At 71.4% G+C, this 19,671-nt stretch carries 19 protein-coding genes and 1 tRNA gene; 3 read left to right on the forward strand and 17 right to left on the reverse strand.

Features of this window, described 5'->3' with window-relative positions; all coding sequences use genetic code 11:
- Positions 1-8: 8 nt before the first annotated feature.
- The gene (gene ilvA / locus QNO14_RS09165) at positions 9-1,235 is read right to left on the reverse strand and encodes a threonine ammonia-lyase (RefSeq protein WP_257505021.1); all 1,227 of its coding nucleotides are present in this window, start codon (positions 1,233-1,235) and stop codon (positions 9-11) included.
- Positions 1,232-2,428 (reverse strand): AI-2E family transporter, encoded by a 1,197-nt coding sequence (locus tag QNO14_RS09170; protein WP_257496059.1) that lies wholly within the window; start codon positions 2,426-2,428, stop codon positions 1,232-1,234. Before QNO14_RS09170 ends, ilvA begins: the two co-directional genes overlap by 4 nt.
- 147 nt (positions 2,429-2,575) lie before the next feature.
- On the opposite strand from QNO14_RS09170, the gene QNO14_RS09175 reads away from it, so the two are divergent.
- Both QNO14_RS09175 and QNO14_RS09180 read left to right on the forward strand, forming a co-directional pair.
- Positions 2,576-3,808 carry a winged helix-turn-helix domain-containing protein gene (locus tag QNO14_RS09175; RefSeq protein WP_306814642.1) on the forward strand — a complete coding sequence of 411 codons (1,233 nt, stop codon included), beginning with the start codon at positions 2,576-2,578 and terminating at the stop codon, positions 3,806-3,808.
- The gene (locus QNO14_RS09180) at positions 3,805-4,719 is read left to right on the forward strand and encodes a hypothetical protein (protein ID WP_257505024.1); all 915 of its coding nucleotides are present in this window, start codon (positions 3,805-3,807) and stop codon (positions 4,717-4,719) included. Before QNO14_RS09175 ends, QNO14_RS09180 begins: the two co-directional genes overlap by 4 nt.
- A 24-nt stretch (positions 4,720-4,743) precedes the next feature.
- Here QNO14_RS09180 and QNO14_RS09185 read toward each other — a convergent pair whose 3' ends face one another.
- The 13 genes from QNO14_RS09185 to QNO14_RS09245 form a co-directional block, all read right to left on the reverse strand.
- Positions 4,744-5,817 (reverse strand): DNA glycosylase AlkZ-like family protein, encoded by a 1,074-nt coding sequence (locus QNO14_RS09185; RefSeq protein ID WP_257505025.1) that lies wholly within the window; start codon positions 5,815-5,817, stop codon positions 4,744-4,746.
- Between the two features lies 1 nt (position 5,818).
- Positions 5,819-6,706 carry a M48 family metalloprotease gene (locus QNO14_RS09190; RefSeq protein ID WP_257505026.1) on the reverse strand — a complete coding sequence of 296 codons (888 nt, stop codon included), beginning with the start codon at positions 6,704-6,706 and terminating at the stop codon, positions 5,819-5,821.
- A gap of 27 nt (positions 6,707-6,733) precedes the next feature.
- Positions 6,734-7,303: a LemA family protein gene (locus QNO14_RS09195; RefSeq protein WP_257496054.1), complete on the reverse strand. Its 570-nt coding sequence runs from the start codon at positions 7,301-7,303 to the stop codon at positions 6,734-6,736.
- An 83-nt stretch (positions 7,304-7,386) separates the two neighbouring features.
- A complete protein-coding gene (locus QNO14_RS09200) occupies positions 7,387-8,700 on the reverse strand; it encodes a D-arabinono-1,4-lactone oxidase (protein ID WP_257505027.1) in 1,314 nt (437 codons plus the stop codon).
- Positions 8,697-9,854, reverse strand: coding sequence for an alanine racemase (locus QNO14_RS09205; RefSeq protein ID WP_257505307.1), 1,158 nt, complete (start codon positions 9,852-9,854; stop codon positions 8,697-8,699). The genes QNO14_RS09200 and QNO14_RS09205 overlap by 4 nt, the downstream gene beginning before the upstream one ends.
- 120 nt (positions 9,855-9,974) lie before the next feature.
- Positions 9,975-11,888, reverse strand: a complete 1,914-nt coding sequence (locus QNO14_RS09210) for an FUSC family protein (RefSeq protein WP_257505028.1) — start codon at positions 11,886-11,888, stop codon at positions 9,975-9,977.
- 74 nt (positions 11,889-11,962) lie between these two features.
- Positions 11,963-12,035 (reverse strand) — tRNA-Leu (locus QNO14_RS09215).
- Positions 12,036-12,088: 53 nt separating this feature from the next.
- Complete coding sequence (locus QNO14_RS09220; protein WP_257496114.1) at positions 12,089-13,516, reverse strand: NAD(P)/FAD-dependent oxidoreductase; 1,428 nt, start codon at positions 13,514-13,516, stop codon at positions 12,089-12,091.
- 25 nt (positions 13,517-13,541) lie between these two features.
- Positions 13,542-14,831, reverse strand: a complete 1,290-nt coding sequence (locus tag QNO14_RS09225) for a S8 family serine peptidase (RefSeq protein WP_257505029.1) — start codon at positions 14,829-14,831, stop codon at positions 13,542-13,544.
- Entirely contained in the window at positions 14,828-15,349 is a 522-nt protein-coding gene (locus QNO14_RS09230) for a DUF501 domain-containing protein (protein WP_257505030.1), read from the reverse strand. The genes QNO14_RS09225 and QNO14_RS09230 overlap by 4 nt, the downstream gene beginning before the upstream one ends.
- A gap of 38 nt (positions 15,350-15,387) precedes the next feature.
- On the reverse strand, positions 15,388-15,891 hold the full coding sequence (locus tag QNO14_RS09235; RefSeq protein WP_257496049.1) for a septum formation initiator family protein: 504 nt from the start codon (positions 15,889-15,891) through the stop codon (positions 15,388-15,390).
- 33 nt (positions 15,892-15,924) lie between these two features.
- Positions 15,925-17,205, reverse strand: coding sequence for a phosphopyruvate hydratase (eno, locus tag QNO14_RS09240; RefSeq protein WP_257496048.1), 1,281 nt, complete (start codon positions 17,203-17,205; stop codon positions 15,925-15,927).
- Positions 17,206-17,314: 109 nt separating this feature from the next.
- Positions 17,315-17,983, reverse strand: a complete 669-nt coding sequence (locus tag QNO14_RS09245) for an O-methyltransferase (RefSeq protein ID WP_257505031.1) — start codon at positions 17,981-17,983, stop codon at positions 17,315-17,317.
- Positions 17,984-18,337: 354 nt separating this feature from the next.
- Here QNO14_RS09245 and QNO14_RS09250 point away from each other — a divergent pair, with 354 nt between their 5' ends.
- A complete protein-coding gene (locus tag QNO14_RS09250) occupies positions 18,338-18,811 on the forward strand; it encodes a DUF4442 domain-containing protein (protein WP_257505032.1) in 474 nt (157 codons plus the stop codon).
- 4 nt (positions 18,812-18,815) lie between these two features.
- Here QNO14_RS09250 and QNO14_RS09255 read toward each other — a convergent pair whose 3' ends face one another.
- Positions 18,816-19,358, reverse strand: a complete 543-nt coding sequence (locus QNO14_RS09255; RefSeq protein ID WP_257505033.1) for a hypothetical protein — start codon at positions 19,356-19,358, stop codon at positions 18,816-18,818.
- Positions 19,355-19,609: a hypothetical protein gene (locus QNO14_RS09260; RefSeq protein WP_257505034.1), complete on the reverse strand. Its 255-nt coding sequence runs from the start codon at positions 19,607-19,609 to the stop codon at positions 19,355-19,357. Before QNO14_RS09260 ends, QNO14_RS09255 begins: the two co-directional genes overlap by 4 nt.
- Positions 19,610-19,671 lie beyond the last annotated feature (62 nt).

Below are 19,671 nucleotides of genomic sequence, written 5' to 3' on the forward strand. Positions count from 1 at the left end.
CGCCCGGGTCAGTCCGCCAGGATGGTCGGCGCGTAGCCGGCATCCGTCAGCGTCTGGATGACGAGCGCCCGGTGCTCGGCGCCCCGCGTCTCGACGCTCAGCTGCAGGATCACCTCGCTGATCTGCAGCCCCTGGCCGTGCCGGGTGTGCAGGACCTCGATGACGTTCGCCCCGGCGATGGCGAGCAGCTCCGAGACCCGTGCCAGCTGCCCCGGACGGTCGGGAAGCGGGATCTGCAGGGTCATGTACCGTCCGGATGCCGCGAGGCCGTGGGCCACGACGCGCTGCAGCAGCAGCGGGTCGATGTTGCCGCCCGAGAGCACGACCGCGGTGGGACCCGACGCCTGCACCTTGCCTGCCAGGATCGCGGCCACTCCGGCGGCGCCCGCAGGTTCGACCACCTGCTTGGCGCGCTCCAGCAGCACCAGGAGGGCGCGGGCGATGTCGTCGTCGCTGACGGTGACGACCTCGTCCACCAGCTCCCGGATGATCTCGAAGGGCACGTCCCCGGGGCGGGCGACGGCGATGCCGTCCGCGATGGTCGGGGTGGTCGGGACGACCAGCGGACGGCCGGCCTCGAGCGATGACGGATACGCGGCGGAGTTCTGCGCCTGCACACCGATGATCCGCACCGAGCGCCCCTCGGCGGCCGCGCGGGCTTTGACCGCCGCGGCGATGCCCGCGACCAGGCCTCCCCCGCCGATGCCGACGACGACCGTCTCGAGCTCGGGGATCTCGTCCCAGAGCTCCAGCCCCAGCGTCCCCTGCCCGATGATCACATCGCGGTGGTCGAAGGGGTGGATGAGCACCGCGCCGGTGCGCTCGGCGTACTCCGCCGCCAGACGCAGCGGGGTCTCGACGGTCTCGCCCTCGAGGATCACCTCGGCGCCGTAGCCGCGCGTGGCCAGGAGCTTCGGAACGGGCACCCCGAGCGGCATGAAGATGGTCGCCGGGATCCCCAGCTTCTGCGCGGCAAGCGCCACGCCCTGGGCGTGGTTGCCTGCCGAGGCCGCCACCACGCCGCGCGAGCGCTCCTCGTCGGTGAGCCGCGAGAGCCGGTACGTGGCGCCGCGGATCTTGAACGAGCCGGTGCGCTGCAGGTTCTCCAGCTTCAGGTGCACGGGGGCCCCGAGCACATCGCTCAGATGCTCGGAGTCCTCGAGCGGTGTGCGCACGATGACGCCGCGCAGCGCCTCGGCGGCGTCCTCGAACTCCGCCAGGGTGGGGGTGGTCACGCGGGGTTCCTCCAGTCGCGGGGCACAGTGCTCCAGATGAGGTCGTCGGGTCGTGGCCGCACGCCGGTCTCCCAGCTTCGGCGGGCCAGGGAGATCCAGACGACGTTGACGAACGCGGCCAGCGGCACGGCGAAGAGAGCGCCGGGGATGCCGCCGATCATCGCCCCGCCCGCGACGACCAGCACGACAGCCAGCGGATGCACCTTCACCGCCGAGCCCATCAGCAGGGGCTGCAGGACGTGGCCTTCGAGCTGCTGCACGCCGAGCACGACGATGAGCATCCAGAAGGCGATCCACGGGCCGTTGTAGACGAGGGCGAGGAACACCGCCAGCGTGCCGGTGATCACGGCTCCCACGAACGGCACGAACGCGCCCAGGAACACCAGCACCGCGATGGGGATGGCCAGCGGCACCCCCAGCAGGAAGGCGCCGAGCCCGATGCCGATCGCGTCGATCGTGGCGACCAGCAGCTGGGTGCGCGCGTAGTTGATGACCGTCACCCAGCCGGCACGCCCGGCGCCGTCGACGGCGGCACGCGCGCGCTGGGGAAAGAGCTTCACCGTCCAGCGCCAGATGCCGGCGCCGTCCGCGAGGATGCAGACCAGGATGAACAAGGCCAGCAGCGCCCCCGTCGCCACATGACCCACGGTGCTTCCGATCGCCAGGGCGCCGGTCCACAGCAGCTCGACCTGCTCCTGCAGCAGGTTCCACCCCTGCGCGAGGAAGGCGTCGATCTGATCGGCCGTCAGGTGGAGAGGCCCGGTGATCAGGTAATTCCGGAACTCATCCGTGGCGTCCACCGTGCGGCTCTGCACCGATGCCCAGCCGTCGGTGATCTGCCAGACGGCCAGCCACAGCAGACCCGTGACGACGGCGAGGGTGCCCACGACGGAGAGGACGATCGCGAGCCAACGGGGGAACCGGTGGCGCAGCATCAGCGAGAACCCGGGCCACACCAGGGCGCTCACCAGGATGGCGACGAGAAGCGGGATCACCAGCAGCTTCAGCTGGATGACGAGCCAGATGGCCACACCGACCGCACCGGCGAGCACGAGGAACCGCCAGGCATAGGCGGTGGCGACGCGCAGGGTCCGCGGCACCGACGCCGCGGCGTCGTCCACCGGGGTGGCGTGGCGACGGCGAGCGGCGTCGAACAGCGCGCTGCGTGGCTTGTCGTCGGGGGAGCCGGTCACCTCGTCATTCTAGAGTCGGCGGCGCATGCTCACGACGACGCCCGCATACGCCGACGTCATGTCGGCTGCCCTGGCTAGGCTGGCGCCGTGCCGCCTGCTGTCCGCCCTGCCCGCCCTCGCGATCTCGGTCGCGACGAGGCGCGGCGCATGGCGCTGGCCGCCCAGGGCTTCGCCCGCCCGCGCCCGGTCGAGGCCGGAACCCGCCAGCTGAACCTGGCGATGGCACGCATGGCGACGCTGCAGATCGACTCGGTCAACGTCTTCGCCCGGTCGCACTATCTGCCGCTGTTCTCGCGTCTGGGTCCGTACGACCCGGCGCTGCTCGATCGACTGCTCTTCTCCTCAGCCGGGCGCTACACCGAGTCCTGGGCGCACATGGCCTCCTTCATCCCCACGGCCGACTGGGGGCTGTTCGCCTTCCGCCACGAGGCCACGCGCGAACGGTACCTTCGCCGCGACGCGGCGTGGTTCCGTGAGCACGGCGCCGTGGTCGAAGAGGTGCGCGCGCAGCTCGCCGCCCGCGGTCCGCTGCGGCCCGCGCAGATCGACCACGCGTCACGGGTGGGCGGTCGGGGGCCCTGGTGGGACTGGGACGTGGTCAAAAGCGCGCTGGAGTATCTGTTCCTCTTCGGCGAGGTCGCCATCGCCGGCCGGCGCGGCTTCGAGCGACGCTACGGGCTCACCGCCGACGTCATACCCGAGGCCGCCCGTGCCCCGGTCCCGCGCGCCGACGCGATCCGCGAACTCGTCGGTCGGGCCGCCGCCGCCTACGGCGTCGCGACGGCCGCAGACCTCGCCGACTACTGGCGCATCGCCGACCGTGCGGCAGTGCTTCGTGCCGTCGCCGACCTGGTCGACGAGGGCACCCTGACGCCGGTGACCGTCGAGGGCTGGTCGACCGCAGGGCGCCCGACGCCGGCCTGGGTGCACCGCGGCGCCGCCCTCCCCCGCCGCGTCGACGCCACGGCGCTCCTCACTCCGTTCGACCCGCTGGTGTGGTTCCGCGACCGTGCCGAGCGATTGTTCGACTTCGAGTACCGCATCGAGATCTACACTCCCGCACACAAGAGACGCTTCGGGTACTACTCGCTGCCCGTCCTCGTCGGCGACGACGTCGTGGGGCGCGTCGACCTCAAGGCCGACCGACCGCGCTCGACCCTGCTCGTGCAGTCCGCCTGGTGGGAGCACGGCCGACCTCCCCACGCTGCTGACACGCTGGCCGCGGAGCTGCGCCGAGCGGCGCGCTGGCAGGGACTTGAAGACATCTCGGTGGGACGGTGGGGCGATGCCGCCGACGACCTCGCCGCCGCGCTCGGCGGCCCGCCCAGACACGACCGCACGCTCGCGGCGCCCTCCCCCGCGGCTACCGTGGAGGAGTGAAGCGCACCACCGTCATCGCGATCGTCGCGGCATCCGCCGTGGTCGTCCTCGCCCTGGCGGCCGTCGTCTGGACCCTGGCGCGACCTCGCACGGTCGAGGATGCGGCGGAGCGCTACCTGCGCGCCCTTGCGGCGGGTGACACCGCCGTCCTGCGGCCGCTGCTCCCGCCGGACGCCCCGGCCGACACGGTGCTCGCGATGTTCGCCGAAGCCGACGCGTACGTGGAGGATCCCGAGATCACGCGCCGCGAGGCCGACGGCGACGTGACCACCTTCCGCGCGTCCGCGCGGCTGCAGGGCGAAACCGCCACGATCCGCTTCGACCTCAGCGAGGCCTCGGGGAACTGGACGCTCACCGACGACTCCCTGGCCGTGATCGACGTGACCACCAGCCTCAGCGACGCGGTCGCGGTCGGCGAGACCGTGCTGCCCCTGCGGGCGGAGGGCACCCTCGCCGTGCTGCCCGCTGTCTATACGCTGCAGGCGGCGCCCACCGACTTCCTCGACGGCGCCGCGACGGTCGTCGCCACGGCCCAGGCCCCTGTCCCGACAACGATCGACGCGGTGCTGGCCCCGGACGCCGCGACACGCGCCCAGCCCCAGCTCGATGCCTACCTCGACGATTGCGCGGAAGCCACGATCGAGGTGCCGCAGCGCTGCGGGCTCGCGATCCCCTGGGCCGCCGACCTCGCCGAGCTCACGGCCGTGAATCTGCGCATCGAGGCGTACCCCGTGCTGTCGATCGACCCTGCGACGCTCTCGTTCGTCGCGACCGACGGCGTCGTCGTCGCCACCGCCGTGGGCGTGGACCGCGACGGCGAGACCGCGTCTGCGACGTACCGCACCGACGCCTGGACCCTGCGCGGCGTCGTCACGTTCACCGACTGCCAGGCACTGCTGACGGTCTTCTGAGGCCCGGCGGCGTTTCCCCGCTGATCACTCCCAGCCACGCAGCTCCAGGCCCAGCCATGCCGCGAGAGCCTCGACCTCGACGGCCACGGCGGCCCGCGCGTCGTCGTCGAAGCCGTCGTCCTCGTGCACCGCGTTGACCTGCAGCACGCCCGCGCGCCGGTCGGCGCGCGCATCGAGCTTCCCCACGAACCGGTCGCCGTGCAGGATGGGCAGCGCGAAGTACCCCCAGCGACGGGCGGATGCCGGCTTGTACATCTCCAGCAGGTACTCGTACCCGAACAGGGCCTGCAGCCTGGCCCGGTCGGCCACGAGCGCATCCAGGGGCGAGACGAGCACTGTGCGCCCGGCGAACGCGGCGGACTCCGCGAGCATCTCGGCATCCACCCGCCAGAGCCCTTCGGTGTCCTCGACGACGGCCGCGATGCCGACCTCGCCGGTGGTGCCTTTCGCCCGCGCGATGCCCTGCGCGGCCAGTCGCCGCTCGGCGAGCTCGCGCGCGGCGTCGGGCTCGGCGACGTACGCAAGGTCTTCGGGGTAGACCCGCTCTGCGACGTCGAAGAGCCGCCCCTTCGTGTCCCGGCCCCACACCGCCACGTCGCCGCGGGCGAGGAGGATCTCGAGCATCTGCGTCGTGTTGCGGCTGTGGGTCCATCCCGTGGACTTCCACGACACCTGTGCACTGTCGGGGATCTCCGCCGCGTGCAGCGGACCCTCTGCGCGCAGCCGGTCGAGCACATCCCGGCGGAATCCGTCGTTGGCCTCGAACCAATCCCGCGTGCGCGCGTACTCGGGCCGACGGGCCATGGTGGCCCGGTACAGCGGCAGGTCGGACATCACGCGGTAGGCGGTGTCCCACTCGAACAGGTCGCGGTCGACCTCCACCGCCTGCCGCAGGTCGGGGGGCTGGTAGGGCCACCCGAGACGGCTGTAGAGGATGTGGTCCGCGCTCGGCATGATCGCGGCCGTGGGGTCGACCGTCACGGCGGTGAGGGCGTACACCGTCTCGACGATGCCGGCTGGGCGGGGATCGCTCAGCAGCTGGGCCCGCACCGCCAGACGGCGCGCGTCGCGCCGCGACAGCCGCAGCGGGGCGGGCATGTCAGAACCGTCCGCCGATCGTCTGCAGGCGCTCGATGCGCTCCGGCAGGGGCGGGTGGGTGGCGAAGAGCCGGGTCATCCCGCCCGGGCGCAGGGGGTCGGCCAGCCAGAGGTGTGCCATCGACGTGTTCGCTCGCTGCAGGGGCTGGGACGCTGTGCCGATCTTCTCCAACGCGGATGCCAGCCCCTCCGGGTCGCGCGTCGTGAGCGCCCCTGTGGCGTCGGCCAGGTACTCGCGCTGCCGCGAGATCGACGCCTGCACGACGGCTGCCACGAGTGGCGAGATGACCGCGGCGACGACACCGAAGAGGAGGAAGATCAGCTGGGACTGGTTGTTGCCGCCCCGTCGGCCGCCGCCGAAGAACGCCATGCGCATCACGATGTCCGACAGGGCCCCCACTGCGACGACGAGGCCGAACACGACGAGCGAGACGCGGATGTCGTAGTTGCGGATGTGGGCGAGCTCGTGCGCGAGCACACCTTCCAGCTCGCGATCCGTCAACAGATCCAACAGGCCCGTCGTGACCGTGATCGCAGCCTGCTCAGGCGTGCGTCCGGTGGCGAAGGCATTGGGAGCGGGGTCGTCGACGACGTAGAGCTTCGGCAGGGGGGTGCCGGTGCTGATGCAGAGATTCTCGACGATGCGGTGAAAGCGCGGGGCGTCGGCCTGAGACACCTCCACCGCTCCCGACAGCGCGAGCGCCTCGCGATCGGCGGCGAAGTACTGCACCGTGGCGTAGCCGACGGCGAACACCAGCACGAACGCCGTGATCCACCAGTTGTTACCCGCCAGCCAGCCGGCGAGAACACCCACCGCGGCGATGGCGACAACGAAGCCGATGAGGATCAGCCACGTGTTGCGCTTGTTGCGGGCGATCGCGGAATACACGGCCCGTCCGCCTCGAGGTGTCCGGTGTCAGAACTGCACGCGCGGGGGCTCGGAGATGGCCGCGCCGTCGACGACCTCGAAGAACTCCCGCTCATGGAAGCCGAGGTTGCGGGCGAAGAGGTTGTTCGGGAACACGCGGATCTTCGTGTTCAGCTCGCGCACGCCACCGTTGTAGAACCGGCGCGACGCCTGGATCTTGTCCTCGGTGTCGACGATCGACTGCTGCAGGTGCAGGAAGTTCTGGCTTGCCTGCAGCTGCGGATACGCCTCCGCGACGGCGAAGAGCGACTTCAGCGCCTGCTGCATGTGCCCCTCCGCCACGCCGGCATCGGCGGGGCCGGTGGCGGACAGCGTCTCGGCGCGGGCGCGGGTGACGTTCTCGAACACCGCCTTCTCGTGCGCGGCGTAGCCCTTGACCGCCTCGATCAGGTTCGGCAGCAGATCGGCGCGCCGTTTGAGCTGCACCGTGATGTCGCTCCACGCCTCATCGACGCGGACATTCAGCGCGACGAGCGAGTTGTACGTCGCCCACAGATAGATGCCGACGACGATGACCAGTGCAACGACGATCAGTACCGGGATCAACCATTCCCACATGTGCCCCCGACTCCCCTCCGAGTTTTTCCCATCCTAATCGCACGCGGGGAGCCCGCTGACGCACGGTGTCCCACTCCCAGTCGTTACCCACCGAGAACGCGTTCCAGGTAGGCGTTGTGGAACATGCGCGTGGGGTCGAGCCGATCGCGCAGCGCGGTGAACTCGGCGAAGCGCGGGTAACGCTCGCGCAGCTGCGCGGCATCCAGTCCATGCATCTTGCCCCAGTGCGGCCGGCCCTCGTGGCGCAGCATGACCTGCTCCACGGCCTCGAAGTACTCCGCGGGGTCCTCCCGCCAGTAGCGGTGCACCGCGATGTAGCCGGAGTCCCGCGCATGCGCGGTCGACAGCCAGAGTCCGTCGGCGGCAGCGGTGCGCACCTCGACCGGGAACGACAGTCGCCAGCCCCGATCGGCGATGAGCGTGCGGAGGTCGCCGAACGCCGCGGAGAGGCGATCGATCGGCACGGCGTACTCCATCTCCCGGAAGCGCACCGTCCGGCGCTGGGTGAAGACGGCGTGGGAGTCGTCGGTGTATTCGCGATCGCCCGTCAGCCGGGTGGCGAGCCGGTTCACGGGGCGCACGAGGGGCGGAGCCCCGGCGCCCGCGGCGCAGGTGACCCGGTACAGCCCGTTGGACAGCAGCGTGTCGTCGACGAACCGTGCGCGGGCAGACAGCCTGTGCCGCGGTGCGCTCGCGGGCAGCCGCGTATTGGTCTTGGTCAGTGCCACGTCGGTGTGCGGGAACCAGTAGAGCTCGAAGTGGTCGGCCGCCGCGTGGCGCCTCGGCAGCACTTCGGCGACGGCGTCGAGGGGCTCGGGGCGTTCGACGGCATGCAACACGAACGCCGGGACGCACTGCAGGGTGACGTCGACGAGGATGCCGAGAGCGCCCAGCCCCAGGGCGACGGCGGGCAGCAGCCCGGCGTTCTCGTCTTCGTCGACGGTGAGCACCTCGGCGTCGGCTGTGACGAGCGTCGCGGCCACGACCTGGGTGGCGATGCCGCCGAAGCGGTCACCGGTGCCGTGCGTGCCTGTGGAGATCGCTCCCGCGATGGTCTGGCGGTCGATGTCCCCCAGATTCGGCATCGCCAAGGCGTGCGGCGCGAGCAGCCGCGGAATGCTGTGCAGTCTGGTGCCCGCCCGCAGGCGCACCCGCCCGCGCTCGCGGTCCACTGCGACCAGGCCGGTGAGATCGCTGAGATCGACCAGCACGTCGGGGGCGGCGGCGATCTCCGAGAAGCTGTGGCCCGCTCCCACCGCCTTGACGCGAAGTCCCCGCGCAGCCGCGGCCTGCACGCATCGGCGGACCGCCGCGACCGTCGAGGGGAACTCGACCCGTTGCGGGCGCACCTGGGCGGTGCGACCCCAGTTGCGCCAGACTCCGCCGGGCCGGGTCACAGGAAGCTCATCCCCTCACCGCGGTAGGTGGGCGTCTCCCCCACGATCCGCCCGCCATCGATGAGCCGGTAGCGGTCGACGTGCTCGGCGAGCTCCCCGCTCTTGGCGTGGCGGAACCACACGCGATCACCGACCCGCAGTCTGCGCGCGGCGGCGCCCTGCAACGGCGTCTGCACCTCCCCTGCGCCCTCGCGCGGGAGCGTACGCAGCCCGGCGGGCCATACCGGCGCGGGCTGGCGCGACGGCACCGCAGGGCCGGACGCGATCCATCCGCCGCCGAGCACGGTCGCGATGTCCGGCGCCGGCTTACGGACCACTTCGAGGGCGAAGGCGGCTGCCGGCGCCGGTTCGAACGCCCGGTACCCGTCGAACAGGTGCCCGGCGAGCAGCCCGCTTCCTGCGGTCACCTCGGTGACGGACTCGTCGGCGGCGGTGTACTCCAGCGAGCCGGTCCCCCCACCGTTGACGAACTCGAGGGGTGCGATCTCGCGCACCGCGGCGACCACCGCCGCGCGACGCTCCCGCAGCTCGTGCCCGGAGCGGCGCTGCATCCACCGCACGACGCCGTCGCCCGCACCGGTCGCGTCGGGCTGCCCGGCGATCTGCGCTTCGTACATCATCATGCCGACGAGCCGAAAGCCGTCGCGGCCGGCGACCGCCCGCGCGAGGCGTGCCACTTCGGCGGGATCGTGCACGGGCGAGCGGCGCACACCGATGTGCCCCAAGCCCGGTGCCTGCCAGGAGGCATCGACGTCGAGCGCCACGCGCAGCGGCGGGCGCGAGCGGGGCGGCGCCACGCTGTCGATCACGTCGAGCTGCGCGAGATCATCGACCATGAGCGTGATGCGCGACGCTGAGCGCTCGTCTGCGGTGAGGCGGGCGATGGCGGCACGGTCGACGCTCGGGTACCCCAGCACGACGTCGTCGTGCCGCTCGGCCAGCCACAGGGCCTCGGCAAGGCTGAAGGCGAGGATGCCGTGGTAACCCGGGAGCGCCAGTGCGGCATCCTGCACCTCGCGCACCCGCACGGACTTGCTGGCCAGGCGGATCGGCACGCCGCCGGCACGCACGACGAGATCGAGCGCATTGAACCGCAGCGCGCTCACGCTGATCGCGGCCACGGGACCGGACAGATCGGCGACGGCAGCCGTCATCGCCTCCCAGTGGCCGATGGGGGCAGCGGGCGAGGCGGCGGCGGCGCCGAGCAGGTCGAGCACGACGCCAGCCTAGGGCCGCCGGCGAACCGGTGCGTGAACGGGGGTGGAGGTGCCGCGTCAGCGGGTGACCGGCAGCGTCCGCAGGAGGTAGCGCTCGGCCGATCCGGCCCGCTGGGCCAGGTCCCAGAGGGTCGAGGATGCCGCGCCCGACTCCTCAGCGGCGGTGCCGTCCTGCGCCCCCTCGCCGGCCGGGTCCTCCGGACTCAGCGCGTGGAGGACCTGCTCCAGCTCTTCGGGCGTCAGCGTCGTGGCTTCGGCCAGCGTGGTCATGTCGCGCAGCCCCGTGCGCAGGTCGTCGAGCTCGGCGAGCTGCCGCTCGTCGAGCCGGTCACGGTCGGGTACCAGTTCGTCCTGCGCGCGGGTGGCGTCGCGGAACAGCGCGATCTCCTCCGGCTGCGACGCACCCGTGCCGTGCGACGAGGCGCGCAGGGCGCTCGCGGTGGCGGAGGTCGCGTTCTCGATGCGCCGCCGCAGCGGTGCGGGCCGCAAGCCCGGGATCACGACGAAGCCGAAGACGACGCCGACCACCACCGCACTCGCGGTGAGCCCGACGTACTGCAGCAAGAGGGTGACCGGATCGAGATCGCGGTTCACGGCATTGAAGCCGACGCTCACGACGACCATGAACGCGGCACCCAGCGCAGGGCGGGTGACGATGTACCACAGCCCCAGGCACAGGGACACGGCGGCGACCGCCACGAGGTAGCTGTGCGGCACGACGAGCAGGATCACCGCGACCGCGAGCGAGCCGCTGACGACGCCGATGATCTTGTTCCGCGTCTTGGTCACGGTGTCGCCCCAACTGGCCTGCAGGATGCTGAACGTGGTCAGCAGCGCCGTGGACACCAGCGGATCGCCCGGCTCCAGGCCGGATGTGATCAGCAGCATCAGCAGCACCGCGAGCGCCGCGCGCAGAGCGTGCCGGAGCTGGATGGACCTCACCCGTGCCGACGGGTGCAGCACGGCATCCCCGAGCTGGTGGCGCCGATCGCGATCGAGGTGGACAGCGGCGGTGTCGTGCTCGCGGATCGCCTGCTCCACGGTGTCCAGAGCGCTCGCCGCCTCGGCGAGGTGCGGGTCCGCGGCATCGGGCGCCGCGGCGGGGGCCGCCGCCGCCGTCACGGGCTTGTCCTGTCCGGGCTTGTCCCGTGCGGGCTTCGCCTTCAGCTCCTCGGCCAGCTCGCGGGCTCGCCCCTGGAGGGCGGCGCCGGCGGCGTCGGCCCCGGCTGCCCGCGCCACCTTTGCGGTGCGGAGGGCCAGCCGGTACCGCGAGGCTCCCTCGAGGGCGTCGGCGAGCCAGCGCTGCCGGCCGTCGCTGAGCCAGGTGCCGAACGCGGTCGCCGTGGCCGCGCTGGGGTCATCGGCGACGAGCACGTCGGCGATCTGCTCGCGGGTCGGCTTCGATGGATCCGAGATCCCCATCAGGATGCGCAGCAGGAGTGCGACGACGACACCGGCGACGGCGGCGGCGATCACCTGCTGGTGGTCGGCCCCGCCCATCGGGGCGTAGCCGTAGCCGAACATGGTCGTCATGCCGAGACCCATGCCCGCGTTGGCGAAGCGAGGACCGATCACCGGCAGGAGCGCGGCGACGAAGGCCAGCAGCACCACGAGCGCCATCGCCGCAGGACGCGAAGCTTCGGCCACGAGGCGAGGGACAGCCGCGGCGATGATCAGCAGCGGGCCCATCACCAGAGCGACGCGCAGGTCGGCCCGCAGGGGGCCGCCCATGAACACCACCAGCGAGAACATGCCGGTGAGGCCGCCGATGATCCCCGCCGCCCCCGCGCCCCAGGCGTCCGCGAGCAGCACGGAGGGCAGCACCACGATGATCATCAGCACGATGAGCATCGGCGTGCCCTTGGGGCGCTTGGTGCGCTGAGCGCGCTGGGATCGCGCGCGGCGCTCAGGCGCCTGGGTGCTCCCGGAATCGCTCGCGGGGCCTCCCCGGCCCTCGGCTGGCGCGTTCATTCCCCGACAGTAAGGCGCAAGTACGGGAGGCGCCAGAGGCCATGATCCCCGGCCCGGGCGACGATGTGCGTGCGTACCCCCGGTGGGACTCGAACCCACACTGAAGCGATTTTAAGTCGCCTGCCTCTGCCATTGGGCTACGGGGGCGCGGCGCTCGGAACGCCGCGCCCACCCTATCGCCCCGATGCGGGGCGCGAGATTCAGCGGGATGCCGTCGTCTGCTCGGGCGCCTTGCCGGCCTTCTCTGCCACAACCGTCTTGGGGTCGATGGCGGGCGCGGGCGCGGGCGCGGGCGCGTCGGACGTGGCGGGACGCGGACGGGCGGCGAACTCCTCGAAGACGTAGCGCGGGTTCTGCACGGCCTGCAGCGAGACGTTGTCGCGGTTCAGCCACAGGTTGTGCCACCAGTCGCCGATGACGCGCCACTTGCGCTCCCACGACGGCATGGCCAGGCCGTGGTAGCCGCGGTGCGCGATCCAGGCGATGAAGCCCTTCAGCGCGATGTTGCCGGACTGGAAGACGCCGTTGTAGAGGCCGAGACCCGCCACCGCACCGAGGTTGTGGTGGATGTACTCGCTGGGCAGTTCGCCGCGCAGCACCGCGGTGAGGTTCTTGGCCAGCAGCTTCGCCTGGCGGACGGCGTGCTGTGCGTTGGGAACGCAGTAGCCGCCGACACCCTTTCCGGTGAGGTCGGGGACGGCGGAGATGTCGCCGGCCGCCCAGGCGCCCTCGACGATCTCCTCGTCGGTGCCGACGCGCAGGTCGGCACGGGTGCGGATGCGGCCGCGCTCTTCGATGGGCAGGTCGCTGCCACGGACGACCGTGGGGTTGGCCATGACACCGGCGGTCCAGACGATCAGGTCGGTCGGGATGACCTCCCCGGTCGAGAGCTCGACGTTGCCGTCGATGGCGCCCTTGACCTGCGTGTCGAGGTGCACGTTGGCCCCGCGCTTGGCGAGGTCCTTCAGCACCCACTCGCTCGTCTTCAGCGACACCTCGGGCATGATGCGGCCCATCGCCTCGATGAGGTGGAAGTGCGTGTCCTCGAACGTCAGCGTCGGGTAGTTCTCGATCAGCGACGAGGCGAGCGCGCGCATCTCGGCGAAGACCTCGATGCCGGCGAAGCCGCCACCGACGACCACGACCGTCAGCAGGCGATCGCGCTCCGGACCGGCGGGGAGGTTCGCGGCACGGTCGAAGTTGGTGAGGATGCGGTCACGGATCGCGACGGCTTCTTCGACCGACTTCAGGCCGATCGCGTTCTCGGCGATGCCCGGGATCGGGAAGGTGCGCGAGACGGCGCCTGCGGTGACGACGATCTGGTCGTACTCGTGCTGCCAGGGCTCTCCCACGGCGGGCGTGATGGTCGCGACCTTGTTCGCGTGGTCGATGCCGGTGACCTTGGCGGTGACCACCCGCGTGCGCTTGAGGTGACGACGGAGCCCCACCACGACGTGGCGGGCCTCGATCTCACCTGCGGCGACCTCGGGGAGGAACGGCTGGTACGTCATATAGGGCAGCGGATCGACGATGGTCACGTCGGCCTCGCCCTTGCGAAGGTGCTTTTCGAGCTTCCATGCGGTGTAGAAGCCCGCATAGCCGCCGCCGACGATGAGGATCCTGGGCACGGTGCTGGTCACGGGAAGACAACTCCTAGATTGGGCTGCTCGGCACACGGTGCGCGCGAGCCGATCTGATGCGCCGGGTAGCAGCGGTGACACCGAGCGCCACCAGTATACCGGCCACGGTGGCCACCGAGAGCGGAAGGGTGCCGTAGATCAGGGTGTGTTCCGACGGCAGCAGGGGCGTGGTGGGTCGGGTGGCGGGATCGGCGGCCGGCAGCGGGGGCACCGCGACGGGGCCCGTCGTGGGGACGGGCGCGGGTTCGGCATCCGCTCGGCGGTACAGCCGGATCCACTCCTTCAGGTCGCCCATCGGGTTCGTCTCGACGGCTGCCACCGCCTGGGACACCGCCGCGGACGCATCGACCAGGCCGTAGCCGTAGAGCGGATCGCGCGGGCCCGACGCCCCGGCTGCCGGGGTGGCCGTCTTCACGATGCGGTTGATGACGTTCGCTGCGTCGAGCTCGGGGTGGGCCGAGCGGACGAGCGCCGCGATGCCGGCGACGATGGGCGCGGCGCCGCTCGTGCCGTTCCACTGAACGGTGTTCCCCTCCGGCGAGACGCCGAGCAGATCTTCGCTCGGGCCGCTGATCCCGATGGTGATGCCCTGCGTGGATGCCTCGACGCTCGCCTTGCCGGTGCGGTCCACGCCGCCGACGGTGAGCACGCCGGGGATCGTGGCCGGGGCTCCCACCCGGTCGGTGCCGCTGCCGCGGTTTCCTGCGGCCACGACCACGACGACGTCGTGCTCGAGGGCGTACAGGAACGCGTCGTCCCAGCTCTGCGGCCAGTCGAGGGTGTTCGTCGTGAACGACAGGTTGATCACGTCGGCCCCGTGGTCCACCGCCCACCGCATCGCCTCGGCCACCTGGTCGGCGAACGGTGTGGACGCCGCCGCGCCGAACGACAGCGACAGCGACAGCAGCTCCGCCTCGGGTGCGACTCCGATCACGCCGGCGTCGGGCCCGGTGCCGCGGCCTGCGGCGAGGGATGCCACGAGGCTCCCGTGCGCGGCATCCACCGCTCCCACGGGCGTGCGACCGTCGGGCGATCCCAGTCCGGAGAAGTCCGCGCCGGCGACGACGCCGTTCAGTTCGGCCGGTCCCCGAGCCACCCCGGTATCGATGATCGCGATGCGGGTGCCCGCGCCCCGCGTGGTCTCCCAGGCGTCGCGGATGCCGTAGTCGTCGAGCCAGTACTGCGCGGCCCGCACCGGGTCGGGAGCGGTCACCGGGACCGGCGAAGGCGCCGGCGCGGGCGCCGCCCCGAGCAGCCCGACGCTGGCCAGCACCACCGCGGCCGCTGCGAGGCTGCGGCTCATGACACCCGCCCGCCCGGGTGGGCACACGTGCACCGCTCGGGCGACCAGGACGACAGCTCCAGCGCGCGGTCGCCGATCGGGTTCACACCGGGGCCCGCCGCCAGTGCATGCCCCGCCAGGGCGTGCAGGCACTTCACGCGCGTGGGCATGCCGCCGGCGGAGATCCCCTCGATCTCGGGCACCTCGCCGTAGGGCGCCCGGTCGCGCAGGTACGCCTCGTGCGCGCGCAGATAGGCCGCGGCCAGCTCCTCATCGGCGGCGAGCTCGTCGGAAAGGTCCTTCATCACCTGCTCGGCTTCGAGCGTGGACATCGCAGCGGTCGCACCCGGGTGGGTGAGGTAGTAGAAGGTCGGGAACGGGGTTCCGTCGGGCAGCCGTGGAGCCGTCGCCACGACGGTCGGGTTGCCGCATACGCAGCGGGCCGCGATCCCCAGCACACCCCGAGGGGGGCGACCGAGCTGCTCGCGGAGGACCGCGAGGTCGGCGTCGTCGGCGGGGTCGAACGGCGGGGTGCTCACCGAACCAGGCTACCGTGAGCACGCTGAGCACATGCCGGTCAGGGCGCGGGCTGCTCCGCGGGCGGGTCTGGCACGCCGATCTCGTACGTGACCGTCTCGGCCGTACCGGCAGCGACGACCGAGCGCACCAGGAGCGCCATCCAGTCGTGCTGGGTCTGTTCGACGTCCGAGCTCACCGGCGCCCGCTCCTGCGGCACCTCGAGCGCGGGCAGATCGTTGTCGACGAGGAAGACGACCTCGCCGGGGCGGTGGTAGTACAGCCGCTCGCGCGCCTGCGTCGTGATGTAGGCCGGGTCGCCCCAGCGGTCACGCGTCGCCTCGAGTTCGGCCACCTCGTCTTCGCCCAGTTGCACCGAGCGCTCGAGTGCGGCGATCTGCTGCCGCTGGTCGAGGTAGGTGCCCACCGTGGGCACGAGCACCAGCGCGCCGAGCACGACCAGGCCCAGCATGATCATCATGAAGCCGGACAGGCGGATGCCGCCCAGCCACTGCCGCACATCGACCTGGGGCGAACGAGAAGGGGGAGCCGTCGATCTCGCCACGGCTCCCCCTCTCATTCGGTCTGCGTTCTGCGCTTATCCCTTGAAGCGGGGGAAGGCGGAGCGGCCGGCGAACGTCGCCGCGTCGCCCAGCTCCTCTTCGATGCGCAGAAGCTGATTGTATTTCGCCACGCGCTCGCTGCGAGCGGGCGCGCCGCTCTTGATCTGACCCGACCCCACGGCGACCGCGAGGTCGGCGATGGTGGTGTCCTCGGTCTCGCCCGAACGGTGCGAGAGCATGGTCGTGTAGCCGGAGCGGTGCGCCAGGTCGATGGCATCCAGGGTCTCCGACAGCGTGCCGATCTGGTTGACCTTGACCAGCAGCGAGTTGGCGGCACCGCGGGCGATGCCGTCGGCCAGGCGCGCGGGGTTGGTGACGAAGAGGTCGTCTCCCACGAGCTGCACCCTGCGGCCCAGCTTCTCGGTGAGGGCGGTCCAGTTGTCCCAGTCGTCCTCGGCCAGCGCATCCTCGATCGTCACGATCGGGAAGTCGTCGACCAGGCCCACGTAGTAGTCGGTGAGCTCGGCGGCGGTCCAGTCCTTGTTGTCGAGGCGGTAGACCCCGTCGTTGAAGAACTCGGTGGCCGCGACGTCCAGGCCCAGGGCGATGTCGGCACCCGGCGTGAAGCCGGCCTTCTCGATCGCGCGGACGAGGAACTCCAGGCCCTCGCGGTTGCTCGGCAGGTCGGGGGCGAAGCCGCCCTCGTCACCGAGACCGGTGGCGTAGCCGGCGGCCTTCAGCTCGCTCTTGAGCACCTGGTAGACCTCGGCGCCCCAGCGCAGCGACTCGGCGAACGTCTCCGCGCCGATGGGCGCGAGGAAGAACTCCTGCATGTCGATGCCGTTGTCGGCGTGCTCGCCGCCGTTGATGACGTTGAACAGCGGCACGGGCAGCACGTGCGCGTTCGGGCCGCCGAGGTAGCGGAACAGCGGCAGGTCCGCGCTGTCGGCGGCGGCCTTGGCCACCGCCAGGCTCACGCCGAGGATGGCGTTCGCGCCGCAGCGCGACTTGTTCTCGGTGCCGTCGGTCGCGATGAGGATCTCGTCGACGATGCGCTGCTCGCTGGCGTCGATGCCCTCCACGGCCGGGCCGAGCTCGTCGATGACGGCGTTGACGGCCTTGAGCACGCCCTTGCCGCCGTAGCGGCTCTTGTCGCCGTCGCGCAGCTCGTACGCTTCGAACGCGCCGGTGGATGCGCCGGAGGGGACGGCCGCACGCTGGACGATGCCGTCGTCGAGCAGCACCTCCACTTCGACGGTGGGATTGCCGCGCGAATCCAGAATTTCTCGCGCGCCTACAGCATCGATCAGTGCCACGGATGACTCCTTGCTTGTGGAGGGTGGATCTCGGAAACGTCGTCGGTCCGTTGCTCCCCACTCTAGTGACGACCGCGGCGGCGCCACAGGCCACCGGCCGTGCGAAAGGTCAGACGACGAGCGCGATCGCGACGCCGTCCCACCCCTTCGCATCCAGCGTCTGGATCGCGGTGGCGTCGAACCGGGGGTCCCGGCCGAGCATCTCCAGGCCCCGCTGGGTGCCGATCACCTGCGGGTCGGTGGTGTCGGCATCCGCCACACGACCGGCACGTCCGACGTTGTCGACCACGACGACGGTGCCGGGGCGGCCCAGCCGCGCGGCCCAGTCGAGGTAGATCGTGTTGGACTCCTTGTCGGCGTCGATGAAGACCAGATCGAAGGGCTCCTGCCCCTCGAGGGTGGGGAGCACCTCGGCGGCGCGTCCGAGGAGGATCTCGACCTTGCCGCCCACCCCGGCGCGGTCGAGGTTGGCCCGCGCGACGGCGGCGTTGCCCGGCTCGGCCTCGATCGTGATGACCTGACCGTCATCAGGGATACCGCGCGCCAGCCAGATCGTCGAGTACGCACCCAGCGTGCCGATCTCCAGCACACGGCGGGCGCCGCTCATGCGGGCGAGCAGGTGCAGCAGCTTGCCGTGGACGGGCGCGACCTCGATCGACGGGAGGCCGGCGCTGTTCTGGTCGGCGACGGCCTGCTCGAGCGCGGCATCGTGCCCCACGAGGGTGTCGGTGAGGTAGCGGTCGACGCGACGCCAGGCCTTTTCGGTGGGTTCGGTCATGCCCCCACCTTCCCGGCGCGGGCCCGGCGACGTCAAGACGCGTGGGCTCCCCGGATCGGACCCGCCCGCGCTGCGGCGCGGCGCGGCCGGAGCCCGCCACAATGTCGGAGATCACCTCTTCTTCGGACGCGAGGGGCCGCATTGGCCCGATGATGTGGATTTCTCCGAAGAAGGGGCGAGCGGATGCCGCAGGAGCGGCCGAGCGAGGGCACCGTGAGCGCTTGCCTCACCCGCAGGAATACTTGATTGGCACGTCGAATACTCACTCGAGAGCACGAATACTCACTCGCGGGATTGTGGACCGGCTACAGGCGATTTCCGCTGGGGCTGTGGTGACCCGCCACACTGTGAGCCATGCGTGTAACCCCTCGACGACTCGCCCTCGGCATGAGCCTGTGGGCACCCAACCTCTTCAGCGGCATCCGCGTGCGCCGCTTCTCCGACGACTGGACCGAGGCCACGGTCGAACTGCACGTGAACCTGATCACGCGCAACTACGTGAAAACCGCCTTCGGCGGGTCGCTTTCCTCCATGACCGACCCATACTTCTTCATGCTCGTCATGCACCAGCTCGGGCGTGACTACGTGGTCTGGGACACCCGCGGCGAGATCGAGTTCCTCAAGCCCGGCCGGGGCGTGCTGACGGCCCACTTCCAGGTGTCGCGCGAGAAGGCGGAAGAACTGCGGGAGCGCGCCCGCGGCGGCGTGAAGGTGCTCGAGTGGTTCGACACGGAGGTGAGGGATGCCGCCGGCGATGTCGTCGCGCGCGTGCGCCGCGAGGTCTACGTCCGCGAGAAGCGGCGCGTGAGCGAAACCGCCCGCGCCTGAGAGATCACGTGCCCTCGGGCGGGATCCCCCGATCGCGCACGAGGTAGATCCAGGGGAAGGCCCGGCAGCCCACCTGCCAGCCGTCGCGCTCTTCGGCCGCGAGCGACGTGCGCCAGAAGATCCGGCGGTGTTCCCACTGGGTGTCGGTGCGGAGCATCCGATGCGAGAGCATGCCCGCCTCGACCGTGCGCCAGCCCGCTCGACCGGCCGCCTCGAGTTCGGGCATCTCGTCGAACGCGGTGACGGGACCGAGCCACCGCTCGTCGGCGGCCGCGCCGGGGAGGTCGGGCGCGGCATCCGACGCATTCCCGAACCGCTGCTGCGCCGCCTGGCGCGACATGCCCAGCTCCGCGCCGATCAGGGCCCAGCTCGCTCCCCCACCGCGGGCGGCGGCGACCGATCGCTGCAGGATCGCGCGGGCCTCGCCCTCCGCGCGTGCCGCGGCGTTGATGAGGGCGAGGTGCTCGGGCACCCCGATCGCGGCGCTGTCGTCGACCTGCGCGGCCGCGAGGACCGCCCGGCCGACGGCGTCGGCCAGATCGCTCACGCCCGGTCGTCCCGGCTGGGAAGCCACGCCGCCTGCGGCTCCGCCCGGCCGATGCCGTTGCCATAGCCCCAGAAATACGCCCCCACCGCCATCAGCCCGATGCCGGCGCCCTGCACCGCCCCACCCCAGAAGCCACGCCACTCGAAGCCGATGGCGACGAAGAGCACCACCGCTCCGGCGAGCATGCCGATGATCGCGACCCACTTGACGCGCCCGATCGCTTCGGACGCCCGACTGCTGATGTTCTTCATGACGTCAACGTATCCTTGACGTCACGCTCATGTCAACCGGCTCTTGACACGCGGCCCCGGCT

Source organism: Microbacterium sp. zg-Y625, assembly GCF_030246925.1.
Lineage (GTDB): Bacteria > Actinomycetota > Actinomycetes > Actinomycetales > Microbacteriaceae > Microbacterium > Microbacterium jiangjiandongii.